Below are 13,205 nucleotides of genomic sequence, written 5' to 3'. Positions count from 1 at the left end.
TTTGAGTATCGGTCTCCTGGGTCCGATAAGATGCCAACGGACGTCGAGAACTGGAAATCAGAGGTCTACGGGAACGAGATACGCGAACACCTGTTCAGGTTCGCCGAGGAGGGCTACGATGCCATCCCCGACGACGAGCGCGACGCGTGGTTCGAGCGCTTCAAGTGGTGGGGACTGTACCACCAGCGGAACGGCCAGGAGGGTTACTTTATGATGCGGATCGGGACGCCGAACGGCGTGCTCGAACCGGGACAACTGCGCGTCGTCGGCGAGATCGCGAACGAGTACGCGACCGGACCGGGCACGAACCCGATCTTCGGCGACGCCTACGCCGACTTCACCACCCGGCAGTCGATCCAACTGCACTGGATCGAACTCTCGGACGTGCCGGCGATCTTCGAGAAACTGGAGGCGAACGGGCTCTCCACCCAGCAGGCGTGTGGCGACTCCTGGCGGAACATCGTCGGGAACCCCGTCGCCGGCAAGGACGGCCAGGAAGTCGTCGACGCCTGGTCCGTCATCCGCGAACTCAACGAGACGTTCAAAGGCGACGACGACCACTCGAACCTCCCGCGGAAGTGGAAGGTCTCAGTCACCGGCTCCGCCGACGGTTCTGGGCAGGGCGACATCAACGACCTCGCGTTCGAGCCGGCGTACAAGGAGATCGACGGCGAGGACGTCGTCGGCTTCAACGTCCGCGTCGGCGGCGGCCTCGCTCGCAACGAGCCGCGGTTCGCCCGCGACATCGACGTGTGGGTGCGCCCCGAGAACGTCCCGGCCGTCGCTGGCGGCCTCTCGGCGCTCTTCCGTGACAACGGTGACCGCGAGGACCGTTACAACGCCCGGATCAAGTTCCTCGTCGACGAGTGGGGAGCCGAGCAAGTCCGCGAGACGCTCCAGGAGGAGTACGTCGACTTCGAGCTGCACACCGCCGGCCGCGACGTCCGCGAGGAGTACACCTACAACACCGGCGAGGGCGAGCGCAACGACCTCGTCGGGGTCCACGAGCAGCGAGATGGGAAGTACTTCGTCGGGCTCAACGTCCTCGTCGGCCGGATGGGTGCCGCCGACGTCCTCGACCTCGCCGACCTCGCCGACGAGTACGGTTCCGGCGAAGTTCGGCTCTCCCAGCGGCAGAACGTCATCGTGACCGACGTCCCCGAGGCCGACCTCGATGACTTCCTCGCCGAGCCGCTCTTCGAACGCTACTCGCCCGAGCCCTCGCCGTTCATGCGCGGCTCGGTCGCCTGTACGGGCACCGAGTTCTGTTCGCTCTCGATCGTCGAGACGAAGAATCGCCAGGTCCGCTTCGCGCGCTGGCTGAAGGAGAACGTCGACCTGCCCGACGACGTCGAGGAGTTCCACATCCACCTCTCGGGATGTACGGCCTCCTGCGCGCAGCCGCAGATCGCCGACGTGAGCCTCCGCGGGATGAAGACCCGCAAGAACGGCGAGGCGGTCGAGGCGCTCGACGTCGGTCTCGGCGGCGGCCTCGGCGAGGAACCGCAGTTCGCCCGCTGGGTCACCCAGCGCGTCCCGGCCGACGAGGTCCCCGGTGCGATCGCGAACCTGATCGACAGCTTCGCCGCCGAGCGCGACGATGGGGAATCCTTCCGCGCGTTCGTCGACCGCCACGAGGACGCGGAACTCGACGCCTTCGTCGAACCCGAGGAGACGGACTACGAGGACCCGATGCTGCACAACACGAAGATGACGTGGTACCCCTACGCCGGGGAGGACGGGATGGACGCGGCCCCGCCCACGCCGGCGGACGACTGAGCCGACGATGCCGGACCGCCTCCTCAAGGTGAACGCCTACACGACGCTCGACCTCGTCGACGCCACTGCACGCGGTCACGACTTCGAGAACGAGGCGCTCGCCGTCCTGAACGTCACCGCGCCGCGAGAGGACCCCGATCACGTGACGCTCCAACTCGAACTCGACAACGCCCAACTCGACTCGCTCCCGGCGCACGCCGACGAGGTCACGCTCTCTGCGACGGAAGCACGGACGCTCGCGGACGCGCTGTACTCGTACGCCGACGACGTCGACGGCGCGACTGATCGCTGATCTCTCTTTCTTTTTCCTGCCACTACACGCCCCAGAGAACCGCGATTCCGGCCGTCCCCACGACCGCCAAGAGCAACTGGAGCGGCCCGCCGACGCGTACGAAGTCGGTGAACTCGTAGCCGCCGGGACCGTAGACCATCAGGTTCGTCTGATAACCGACCGGCGTCACGAACGATGTCGCGGACGCAAACATCGCCCCCAGCAGGAACGCGAACTCGTTCGCGCCGAGGCGTGCGGCCGCGTCGACGGCGACCGGAATCGCGAGCACCGCGGTCGCGACGGGCGTGATGACGCTCGCCAGCAACCCCACAGCCACGTAGAGCACGAACAGCACCGCCGTATGCGGGAGCAGGCCGCCGATAGCGACGAGGAGTTCTGCCAGCAGGGCCGCCCCGCCGGTCTCCGTGAGTGCGACCCCGAGTGGAATGACGCCTGCCAGCAAGAAGATCACGTTCCAGGAGACGGCATCGTAGGCGTCCGACGTGGAGAGACACCCCGTCACGACCATCGCGACGACGCCGGCGAGCGCGGCGATCACGATCGGCAACAGATCGAGCGCGGCGATCGCGACGACGCCGAGCAGGATTCCGACCGCGACTGGCGCGGTCGACGACACCGGCGGAAGCGCGTCGCCCTCGTCACCGAGTTGCTCTTCGAGGCCGCGCTCGTCGATCACGAGCAGTTCGCCGGTGTCGCTGAAGTAGCGCAGCGACGCCGGCGTCGTCCGCAACAAGAGCAGATCGCCGGCCTGCAGCGTCGCCTCGCTGATCTCGGTACGGATCAGGTCGCCCTCGCGGCGGATCGCCAACACCGTCGTCTGGTGGTACTCGCCGAACCCCGTCTCGGCGACCGTCTCGCCCACGTGCCGCGAGCCTTCGGACACCAGCGCGCGGGCCAGCGTGCTGTCGGTGGCCGACGTCTCGAAGGTGTCCTGCGTGACCGACTCCCGAAGCAGGTGGCTCACGTCCGCCTCCTCGCGGAACCGATTGACGGCCTGGACGGACCCGTGGACGACGAGGACGTCGCCCGCTTCGATCGGCATATCGCTGTGCGGACCGGCGATGCCCGTCCCGCCGCGTCGCAACTGCAGGAGCCGAACGTCCGGATGCTCCGCGTCGAAGGCGTCGAACGCAGCCCCGACGGCGACCGACCCCTCGCGTACCCGCATAAACGCGAGGTAGTCCGAGAGGTCGAACTCCGAGACGCGGTCGGCGTCGGCCGGAATCCGCGCGGGCGTGAGTCGTCGTCCGACCGTCAGGAGGTAGGCGCTCCCGACGACCAGCAGCACCGCGCCGAGGCCGGTGAACTCGAAGACTCCGATCCCGTCACGTCCGTCGATGAGCACGCGGGCGAAGTCGCTCGCGAGGATGTTCGTCGCCGTCCCGACGAGCGTGAGCGTTCCGCCGAGGATCGCCGCATACGACAGCGGCAAGAGGAGCTTCGAGGGACTGGTGTTCGTCCGCCTGGCCAGGTCAGTGATCATCGGGATGAAGACGGCGACGACGGGCGTGTTGTTGACGAAGCCGGCGATCGGCCCGGTCGTACAGACCGTCGCAACGAGCGCGCGGAACTCACTGCCCTCGGTCAGATCCGCGAGGACGACGCCGAGCAGCTTGATCAGTCCCGTCTCCTGGATCCCCGCACTCAGCATATACATCGCGATGATCGTGACAGTCGCCGGATTGGCGAATCCGGAGATGGCGGTCCTCGCGTCCACTCCGGTCCACGGTTCGAGGACGACCAGCGCGGCGACGATTCCGATCGCTGTGACGTCGTTGGGGACGACCTCCGTCACGAACGCGACGAGGGCGAGGACGACCAGCGCGAACACGACGGCCACGCCGGGCACCCCGAAAGGCGACATCTGCCTCGGAGTCTCCCGGAGCGTTGATATACGTTTCGAGGTTACTCATTCGCTCGTCGTCCATCGCGCGTCTGACCGCCACGCCCTTGTGTCTGTGTGCCGTCATAAAAACGGATGCTCGGGACGTTCATCGGCCGACTGACGCACGCGGTCGACCCGGCCCGGGAAGCACTCGTTCCGATCGTCTCGGAGCCGGCGGTACTCTTCGGTTGGGCGGTCGCCGTCGGTGCGCTCCTCCTCGTCGGGCCACTCCTGCTCGGAGTGGGCGGTAGCACGATGGGATGGGGGAGCGGGATGACCGGCGGGATGTGGGGGCCGATGCACGACACCTGGACGGGAAGCGGAATGATGGGGTCGACATCCGGCTGGTGGCTCCTCGTCGCGGTGGTGTGGCGACTCCTCCTCCTCGTCGCGCTGATCGGCGGCGGATACCTCCTCTACCGCGCGGTCGCCGCGGACCGCCCTGATCCGGCGATTCGAGAACTGCGGCAGGCGTACGCTCGCGGCGACCTCTCCGAGGAGGAGTTCGAGCGCCGGCGGGATCGGCTCGAACAGGAGCAGTAGTCGGCGACCCGGGCGCTCGTCCCGACTCAGGCCGAAGCGTCGTAGCCGGCGTCGTTCACGGCGTCGACGAGATCCGCGACGGCGGCGTCGCCCTCGACCGTCACGGCGTCCGATTCGCGATCGGCCTCGACCGATTCGACGCCCGAAACCGACTGGAGTGCGTCTTCGACCGTCTGTTCGCAGTGGCCACAACTCATTCCGTCGACGGTGAGCGTCTGCGTCTGGCTCATCACTCGCGTCGTTGCTCCTAGTGTGATATGTGTCTCTCGGTTTTTCTTCTTCGACCAGATCCCGCCGCGACTTTCGAAACGAAAGCGTTCCGGCAAACGTACTTTAGCCGTCGACACGAACAGTATGTATGTCCGCGCTCGACGAGACCGACGTTCGTATCCTGGAACTGCTCGTAGAGGACGCTCGTCGCCCCTACAGCGACATCGCCGAGTCGGTCGACCTCTCCCCACCGGCCGTTTCGGATCGGGTGGAACGACTGCGCGAATCGGGCGTCATCCGGCGCTTCACCGTCGACGTCGACCGCTCGCAACTCCGCGCGGGGGTGCCCGTCCTCGTGACGCTGGAACTCCCCTCCGACGTGGTCGAGGCCGTCCGCGACGACGTCGTCGGTGCGGAGCCAGTCGAACACGTCTTCGTCACTGCCGAGGGCGACGTGGTGTTTCACGCACGCCTGCGCGCCGATGCCGTGCGCGAGCAACTCGACCGCCTCGTCGACCTCTCTCGCGTCGACGACTACGAGGTGACCGTCGTCGGCGACGTCGAGTGGAGTCCGGCGCTCGGCGGCGCCGAGTTCGCGTTGTCGTGTGCGGAGTGCGGGAACACCGTCACGAGCGAGGGCCGTAGCGAGCGCTTCGACGGCGAGCGCTACCACTTCTGTTGCCCCTCCTGTCTGGCGCAGTTCCGCGAGCGCTACGAGCAGTTCGAGGCCGACGCGGCGTAACCGTCCGCTGACAGCCGACTGCCGACCGCTGACCACCGATCGCTGACTGGCGACCGCTGACTGCTGACCGTTGGTTGCTGATCGCTGACCGATCTGACTTTGGATTCGAAGGTTTCGGTGCTTGGATATCGCGGGTCTGAAAGGGACAAACGAGGTAAGAGAGGGTCCCCTAGTACTACCTAAGATGAGTACACGGACAACTCACCTCGACGTCCGAGGAATGTCCTGTGCCAACTGTTCGCAGTCGGTACAGGGAGCGCTGGACGCACTCGACGGCGTCGAGGACGCGACGGTCAACTTCGCCACCGACGAGGCGACGGTGACGTACGACCCCGAGCGGACGTCGCTCGGTGAGATATACGACGCCATCGTCGAGTCCGGCTACGATCCGGTCTCGGAGACGGTTTCGATCGCAATCACGGATATGTCCTGCGCCAACTGCGCGGAGGCGAACCGGACGGCGCTGGAGTCGACGCCCGGCGTCGTCAGCGCGGACGTGAACTTCGCGACCGACGAGGCGCAGGTGGAGTTCAATCCAGGCGAGGTCACGATGGAGGACCTCTACGACGCCATCGCGGCCGCCGGCTACGCGCCGGTCCGCGAGGGCGACGACGGCGGCGACGGCGACGCGGGCAGCCGTGAGGACGCCCGCGACGTGGCTCGGAAAGCCGAGATCCGTCGCCAGAAGCGACTCACGCTCTTCGGGGCCGCGCTCTCGACGCCGCTTCTGGCGATGCTGGCGCTGCACCTGTTCGCACCCGGCACCGTGCCGGAGGCGATTCCCGGAACGAGCCTCCCCTTCGGCTGGGTCGCGTTCGCGCTCGCGACGCCCGTACAGGTCATTCTCGGCCGCGAGTTCTACGAGAACAGCTACACGGCGATCGTGAAGAACGGCACGGCAAATATGGACGTGCTCATCGCGCTCGGCTCCACGACGGCGTATCTGTACTCCGTCGTCGCGCTGCTCGGCATCCTGCCGGACGCGGGGCTGTACTTCGACACCGCCGCGCTCATCCTGGTGTTCATCACGCTCGGTAACTACCTCGAGGCGCGCTCGAAGGGCCAGGCATCCGAGGCGCTCCGGTCGCTGCTCGAAATGGAGGCCGACACGGCCACGCTCGTCGACGACGACGGCACCGAGCGCGAGGTCCCGCTCGAAGACGTCGCAGTCGGCGACCGGATGAAGGTCCGTCCCGGCGAGAAGATCCCGACCGACGGCGTCGTCGTCGACGGCGAGTCCGCGGTCGACGAGTCGATGGTCACCGGCGAGTCTGTCCCCGTCTCGAAAGCGGACGGTGACGAGGTCGTCGGTTCGACCGTGAACCAGAACGGCGTGCTCGTCGTCGAGGCGACGAAAGTCGGCTCCGACACGGCGATCCAGCAGATCGTCCAGACGGTCAAAGAAGCGCAGTCGCGGCAGCCGGAGATCCAGAACCTCGCCGACCGGATCTCGGCGTACTTCGTCCCCGCCGTCATCGTCAACGCCCTGTTCTGGGCGACGGTCTGGATGCTGTTCCCGGCGCAGTTGGCCGGCTTCGTCGAGGCGCTCCCGCTGTGGGGCGTCGTGGTCGGCGGCCCGGCCGCGGCCGGCGGCACCGTCTCGACGCTCGAGTTCGCGGTCCTCGTGTTCGCGTCCGCCGTCCTGATCGCGTGTCCCTGTGCGCTCGGCTTAGCGACGCCCGCGGCGACGATGGTCGGAACTTCGATCGGCGCCCAGAACGGGGTGCTGTTCAAAGGCGGCGACATACTCGAACGCGTCCGCGACGTCGACACTGTCGTCTTCGACAAGACCGGCACGCTGACGAAAGGCGAGATGTCGCTGACCGACGTCGTCGCGCTCGAACCCACGCCGGACGGCGGTCAACTCCGTGAGGTCGACCGCGACGAGGGTGCTGCGGGCGATCCAGCGGAATCTGACGAGCGCGTCGCCCCCGAAACCGAGGTGCTTCGGCTGGCGGCCGCCGCCGAACAGCACAGCGAGCACCCGCTCGCGCAGGCGATCGTCGACGGCGCGCGAGAGCGCGGTATCGACGTCCCCGACAGCGACGACTTCGAGAACGTCCCCGGTCACGGCGTCCGTGCGACCGTCGACGGACAGACTGTCCTGGTCGGCAACCGCCGCCTCCTCGAAGACGCCGGGATCGACCCCGCGCTCGCCGAGGACGCGATGCGCCGCCTGGAGAGTGAGGGCAAGACCGCGATGCTCGTCGGGCGCGTGCCCGCCGACGCGGAAGCTGCCGACGTCACCGGCGAGGTCCTCGGCGTCGTCGCCGACGCCGACACGGTGAAAGAGACCGCCGCCGCCGCCGTCAGCGCGCTTCGAGAGCGTGGCGTCGACGTACAGATGATCACCGGCGACAACGAGCGGACGGCCCGCGCGGTCGCCGAGCAGGTCGGCATCGACCCCGAGAACGTCCGCGCGGAGGTACTCCCCGACGGGAAGGCCGACGCCGTCGACGCGATTCAGGCGGAGGGCCGGAAGGCGATGATGGTCGGCGACGGCGTCAACGACGCGCCGGCGCTCGCGGCCGCCTTCGTCGGCACGGCCATCGGCTCGGGCACGGACGTCGCCATCGAGGCGGCCGACGTGACGCTGATGCGTGACGACCCGACCGACGTGGTGAAAGCGATCCGGGTCTCGGAGGGGACGCTCGCGAAGATCAAGCAGAACCTCTTCTGGGCGCTCGGGTACAACACCGCGATGATCCCGCTCGCCTCGCTGGGACTCTTACAACCGATCCTGGCGGCGGGCGCGATGGCGCTGTCGTCGGTGTCGGTGCTGACGAACAGCCTGCTGTTCCGTCGGTACACCCCCGACCACGACTACAGAGTGCTCGGATTCCTGCGCGGACGGAACTAAGCATCGCCCGTTAGCTTTCTACGGTCCGCTTCTCGTTGTGGGGCCGCTCTCTAGCACCGTGCCATCGATTCACAGCGGTCGGTCGAGAGCTTCGCACAACCGAACGGATTTGACGCCGGAGTCCGAACCCGGCGCCGATGACAAAAGTCAACGTCTCCCTTCCCGCGGAGGCGGAAGCGAACGTCGCGGCGTTCATCGACGAGGTAGACGAGCGGCTCTCCTCCGAGGAGGAGATCTGCCGCGTCGTCACCGAGACGCTCGTCGATCTCCACGGGGACCGCGAGGCGTACGACCGCTGGCAGGCTGGCGAAGACATTTCGGCGGCCGAGCGCGTCCGACTCCAGGGATACGACCCCTGCAACGCGACGCTCGAATCGGAGTACTACGCCGAGAAAGACGAGGACCGATTCCAGCGCTCGAAGTACCTCCAGTGGCTCTGGCGGCAGTTCGACGCGACGCCGATGGCCGACAACGTCGACTTCGCGCTCCGGTTCCGGCAGATGCTCGCCGACCACCTCTTCGAGGAGTGCGGCGACGACTGCCGGTTCTTCAAGGGGATCACGTTCACCTACGGGCACAACATCACTGTCGGCGACAACGTCGTCATCCACGACGACGTCCACCTCGACGACCGCGGCAAACTCACGATCGGCGACCGCGCGTCGATCTCGGACAACGTCCACCTCTACAGCCACGACCACGACGTCGTCGACCAGACCGACGTCGAGAACTACCACACGATCGTCGGCGACGACGCCCGCGTCACCTACGACGCGATGGTCCGCGCCGGCTGCCGCGTCGGCGAGAACGCCGTCGTCGGCGCGCGTTCCGTGGTTCAGGGTGACGTCCCGGACCACCACGTCGCGGCCGGCATCCCCGCCAAGAGCCTGAAGGTCAAACCCGGCTGGGAGTCCGTCGCCGACCCCGTCGAGGACACACTCCGGAACCGACAGGCCGAGCGCCGGATCGAGTACGACCTGCCCGAGGAGGTCGAAACGTTCGACGAGTTCCAGCGGGAGTTGACGCCGCCGGACGCGCCGAAGTAACCCGTCTGCGAGGACCCTGCCGTCACCTGTTCGCCGCGCGGCTCAGGGTACGAATATTTTCACGGACGATAGCGAGCGAGAGAGCGGCTAGTACAGCAGCTATCGAACGAAACGAGGACGAAAATGCGCCAGCCGGGAATTGAACCCGGGCTAGTGGCTTGGGAAGCCACTGTCCTACCACTGGACCACTGGCGCGCACTGGCGGCAATCACGCCGGCCTCCACTCGAAACAGAGCCACAGGCTCGACTTAAGGATGACGGAACGGGGGGCGAGAACGGTTTCACCCCCGGCAGAAAGCCGCGCAGCGTTCTTCCCAGCCGACGGGCGAGCGGCCTACTTCCCGAGGTACAGATCCCGGATGCGCTCGGATTCCCGGATCGTCTCGGCGTCGGCCTCGAAGCGGTTCTCGCCCATATCGAGGACGTAGCCCCGATCGGCGACCGACAGCGCGGCGTTGACGTTCTGTTCGATCATCAGCACGGCCGTCCCGTCGTCACGAATTCGCGCGATGTGCTCGAACGTCCGTTCGATGAGCTGTGGGGCCAACCCGGCCGACGGCTCGTCGATGAACAGCAGATCCGGGTCCGGCATCAGCGCGCGCGCCATCGCCAGCATCTGCCGCTCGCCACCCGAGAGCGTCTCGGCCGTCTGTTCGAGTCGTTCCTCCAGTCGCGGGAACAGCTCGAAGAGCTCCGCTCGCCGCGACGCCGGATCCTCGGTGTGGATCGCGCCGATATCGAGGTTTTCGGAGACGGTGAGATTCGGGAAGACGTTATCTGTCTGCGGGACGAACCCGACGCCGTGTTCGATCATCCGGTTCGAACGGACTTCTGAAAGGTCGGTGCCGCCGATCTCGGTCGTCCCTTCCCACAGCGGCAGGCGACCGTAGAGCGCCTTCATCAGCGTCGACTTGCCGGCCCCGTTCGGCCCGAAGACGAGGACGATCTCGTCGTCGCGGACGTCGACGTCGACGCCGTAGAGCACCTGCAGTTCGCCGTAGCCCGTCTCGATGCCACGCGCCGAGAAGAGCGCGTCGTCGATCTCCGGGACTGTTTCGAGGTCTGCATTATGCATTCTCGAAGCCTCCCAGGTACGCTTCGACGACCCGTTCGTCTTCCTGTACGATCGACGGCGGGCCGCTCGCGAGTGTCTGGCCGTTGTGCAGGACGACGACACGGTCGCAGTGGTTCATAACGAGGTCCATATCGTGTTCGATGAGGAGAATCGTCCGCCCGCGGTCGTTGAGTTCGTGGAGCCGATCGAGGAGGTCGTCGGCGAGTGACGGATTGACGCCGGCCATCGGTTCGTCGAGGAGGATGATCTCGGGATCTAACATCAGCACGCGTCCCAGTTCGAGCAGTTTCCGCTGCCCACCCGAGAGCCCGCTGGCGTACTCCTCGGCGAGGTGATCGAGCGAGAGGAACGCGAGCGTGTCGTCGACGCGCTCTCGAATGTCTGCTTCCTCGGAGCCGACGGTACCGGGCCGGACGAGCGCCGAAATCGGCCGTTCGCCAGTCTGTCCGCGCGCCGCGAACGCGAGGTTCTCGCGCACGCTCATCCCGCGGAAGATCTTCGGCGTCTGGAACGTCCGCCCCAGGCCGCGTTGGGCGATCCGATTCGGGGGGAGGTCCTGAACGTCCTCGCCGGCGAGGCGGACGGCCCCCGAATCGGGCGTCAGCATCCCCGTGACGCAGTTGAAAAGCGTCGACTTCCCGGCTCCGTTGGGCCCGATGAGGCCGGTGATCGACTCCGCTTCGACGCCGAAGGAGGCGTGGTCGATAGCGGTCAGGCCACCGAAGCGCTTCACGACGTCGTCGACTTCGAGGAGCGGCGCGTCGGAGTCCGACCGGGTCACGCCTGCGGCGGCGTCCGATTCGCTGCTGTCTCTGCTCATCAGTCTTCCTCCCCGATGGCGTCGATCTCGTTCGGATCACCGAAGACGCCTTCCGGCCGATAGCGGATCACGAGCACGATCAACAGCCCGATGACGACGAATCGGAGGCTGGGGACGAACGAGGCGTGATCCGGAAGCGGTTCGACTGCGAGACGGAGCGCGTCGGCGGCGACCGTCGGCAGCGACGCGAGCAGGCTGTCGTAGATGTTGGTGAGAAACCGCGTCGATTCGCGGAAGCCGACGAGCAGGAACGCGCCGAACACCGCGCCGGTGTTCGAGGCGACGCCGCCGAGCAGCAGCGCCGCCCAGACGGTGAACGTCACTGCGGGGACGAACTGCTGGACGACGACGCTGCCGACGTAGTGCGCGTAGAGGCCGCCGGCGAGTCCGGCGACCGCCCCGCCGATCGCGAACGACGTGAGCTTCACGCGGATGGTGTTCTTGCCGAGCATCTGTGCGGCGTCTTCGCTCTCGCGGACGCCTTTGAGCAGGCGACCGAAGGGTGACCCCGTCAGCCGGGAGAGGACGAACGCGACGACGACGAGCACGACGACGACGAAGACGAAGTACGCCACCGCCCACGTGTCGGCACTCATCGCGGCGCGCCCGGGTTTCGGAACGCTGTTGAGGCCGAACGAGCCGTTGGTCAGCCACGCCTCGTTTTCGAGGACGCTGCCGAAGATACCCGCGAGCGCGAACGTCGCGACTGCGAGGTAATGGCTGCCGAGGCGGACGCTCGTCGCGCCGATGAGCGTCGCCAGCAAGCCACCGACGACGGCGGCGGCGACCAGACTGATCGGCAGGCCGAGCGGCATCGGGAGGTTCAGCCCGAAGACGTACTCCGCGCCGGAGACCTGCGCCGGCGGGGGCACCGTCAGCAAGGCAGCCGTGTACGCGCCCGCCGCGAAGAACGCGACGTGGCCGAAGTTGATCAGGCCGGTGTAGCCGTAGTGGATGTTGAGCCCGAGCGTCAGAAGCGAGTAGATGCCCGCGATGGTGAGCACCGTGAGGAGGAACGATCCCCAACCGGGCAGCGAAAGGAGCGCCGTCGGCGTGAACACGCCCATCAGATCTCACCTCCGGCGATGCCGTCGGGCTTGAACAGTAGCACGCCGACGAGGATGGCGAACGCGTACGCCATCGTGTACTCCGCAGAGAGGTACGTCGTCCCGAGGTTCATCGCGACGCCGACGATGATCGCGCCGATCATCGCGCCGTACGGCCGACCGATGCCGCCCAAAAGCGTCGCGGCGAAGATGACGATGAGGTACTCGAAGCCGACCGTCGGGCGGAACGGTGCGAACAGGACCGCATAGAGGACGCCGGCCAGCGCGCCCGCGCCAGCGGAGATGAACCACGTCCGCCGGACCACGCCGTCGGTGTCGATACCGGCGATCTCGGCGAGGTTGCGGTTCCCGCTCGTCGCCCGCATCGTCTTCCCGAGCATCGTGTACGTCAAGAGCACGTGGATGAGGAGCATCGTCGCGATCGCGACGAGGAAGACCGCCGCACGGAGCGGGGTCGTCCCGACGCCGAAGACCTCGACGGGCCGCATCAGCGGCACTGGAAGTTGTTTCGCGGAGACGCCGACGGCGGCCGTCAGCGCGTACCGAAGGATGAACGCGACGCCGATCGAAGTGATGAGCAGCGGCAGCGGCCCCCGATCGGACAACGGCTCGAAGAAGACCCGGGAGACGCCGACGCCGAACGCGCCGACGACGAGGACCGCGACGATCGTCGCGACGGGGAGCGGAAGCGAGAGGCCGAGTCCGGCTCCCGACAGGAACAACGCGAGATACGCCCCGTAGGTGAGGAACTCGCCGTACGCGAAGTTGATGAAGCGGGTCACGCCGTACGAGAGCGTCAGTCCGACAGCGCCGACGGAGATGACACTGCCCTCGATCAGGCCGTAGATAAGCGTCTGAACGAACTGCGTAACGAAGGCGACCATAG

General features: G+C 66.9%; 12 protein-coding genes and 1 tRNA gene. 6 read left to right on the top strand and 7 right to left on the bottom strand.

The genetic code is table 11. The features are described from left to right. The first annotated feature begins 30 nt into the window (after positions 1-30). Together NO347_RS13860 and NO347_RS13855 are read left to right on the top strand one after the other, a co-directional pair. Entirely contained in the window at positions 31-1,779 is a 1,749-nt protein-coding gene (locus NO347_RS13860) for a nitrite/sulfite reductase (RefSeq protein ID WP_256290219.1), read from the top strand. A 7-nt stretch (positions 1,780-1,786) separates the two neighbouring features. Beyond that, a complete protein-coding gene (locus NO347_RS13855) occupies positions 1,787-2,071 on the top strand; it encodes a DUF6360 family protein (RefSeq protein ID WP_256290217.1) in 285 nt (94 codons plus the stop codon). A 22-nt stretch (positions 2,072-2,093) separates the two neighbouring features. Here NO347_RS13855 and NO347_RS13850 read toward each other — a convergent pair whose 3' ends face one another. After that, positions 2,094-3,935, bottom strand: a complete 1,842-nt coding sequence (locus NO347_RS13850) for an SLC13 family permease (RefSeq protein ID WP_256290216.1) — start codon at positions 3,933-3,935, stop codon at positions 2,094-2,096. Positions 3,936-4,049: 114 nt separating this feature from the next. Between NO347_RS13850 and NO347_RS13845 the strand changes: the two genes are divergently transcribed. After that, the gene (locus NO347_RS13845; RefSeq protein ID WP_256290215.1) at positions 4,050-4,499 is read left to right on the top strand and encodes an SHOCT domain-containing protein; all 450 of its coding nucleotides are present in this window, start codon (positions 4,050-4,052) and stop codon (positions 4,497-4,499) included. A 26-nt stretch (positions 4,500-4,525) separates the two neighbouring features. Here NO347_RS13845 and NO347_RS13840 read toward each other — a convergent pair whose 3' ends face one another. Beyond that, on the bottom strand, positions 4,526-4,729 hold the full coding sequence (locus NO347_RS13840; RefSeq protein WP_256290214.1) for a heavy-metal-associated domain-containing protein: 204 nt from the start codon (positions 4,727-4,729) through the stop codon (positions 4,526-4,528). 128 nt (positions 4,730-4,857) lie between these two features. Here NO347_RS13840 and NO347_RS13835 point away from each other — a divergent pair, with 128 nt between their 5' ends. From NO347_RS13835 to NO347_RS13825, 3 genes are all read left to right on the top strand, one after another. Then, a complete protein-coding gene (locus NO347_RS13835) occupies positions 4,858-5,451 on the top strand; it encodes an AsnC family transcriptional regulator (protein WP_256290212.1) in 594 nt (197 codons plus the stop codon). A 184-nt stretch (positions 5,452-5,635) separates the two neighbouring features. Next, positions 5,636-8,311 (top strand): heavy metal translocating P-type ATPase, encoded by a 2,676-nt coding sequence (locus NO347_RS13830; protein WP_256290210.1) that lies wholly within the window; start codon positions 5,636-5,638, stop codon positions 8,309-8,311. Positions 8,312-8,448: 137 nt separating this feature from the next. After that, positions 8,449-9,357, top strand: a complete 909-nt coding sequence (locus NO347_RS13825; RefSeq protein ID WP_256290208.1) for an acyltransferase — start codon at positions 8,449-8,451, stop codon at positions 9,355-9,357. A 124-nt stretch (positions 9,358-9,481) separates the two neighbouring features. Here NO347_RS13825 and NO347_RS13820 read toward each other — a convergent pair. The 5 genes from NO347_RS13820 to NO347_RS13800 all read right to left on the bottom strand — a co-directional run bounded on the left by NO347_RS13820 (position 9,482) and on the right by NO347_RS13800 (position 13,203). Continuing rightward, positions 9,482-9,552: transfer RNA gene (locus NO347_RS13820), tRNA-Gly, on the bottom strand. 139 nt (positions 9,553-9,691) lie between these two features. Continuing rightward, positions 9,692-10,432, bottom strand: coding sequence for an ABC transporter ATP-binding protein (locus tag NO347_RS13815; RefSeq protein WP_256290207.1), 741 nt, complete (start codon positions 10,430-10,432; stop codon positions 9,692-9,694). Next, positions 10,425-11,252: an ABC transporter ATP-binding protein gene (locus NO347_RS13810; RefSeq protein WP_256290205.1), complete on the bottom strand. Its 828-nt coding sequence runs from the start codon at positions 11,250-11,252 to the stop codon at positions 10,425-10,427. Before NO347_RS13810 ends, NO347_RS13815 begins: the two co-directional genes overlap by 8 nt. Further along, positions 11,252-12,319 (bottom strand): branched-chain amino acid ABC transporter permease, encoded by a 1,068-nt coding sequence (locus NO347_RS13805; RefSeq protein ID WP_256290203.1) that lies wholly within the window; start codon positions 12,317-12,319, stop codon positions 11,252-11,254. The genes NO347_RS13810 and NO347_RS13805 overlap by 1 nt, the downstream gene beginning before the upstream one ends. Beyond that, complete coding sequence (locus NO347_RS13800) at positions 12,319-13,203, bottom strand: branched-chain amino acid ABC transporter permease (protein WP_256290202.1); 885 nt, start codon at positions 13,201-13,203, stop codon at positions 12,319-12,321. Before NO347_RS13800 ends, NO347_RS13805 begins: the two co-directional genes overlap by 1 nt. Positions 13,204-13,205 lie beyond the last annotated feature (2 nt).

This window comes from Halobellus inordinatus, assembly GCF_024464655.1.
GTDB lineage: Archaea > Halobacteriota > Halobacteria > Halobacteriales > Haloferacaceae > Haloquadratum > Haloquadratum inordinatus.
Note: the sequence above shows the minus strand (reverse complement) of the source record. Positions and strands in the feature narration are given on the sequence as shown.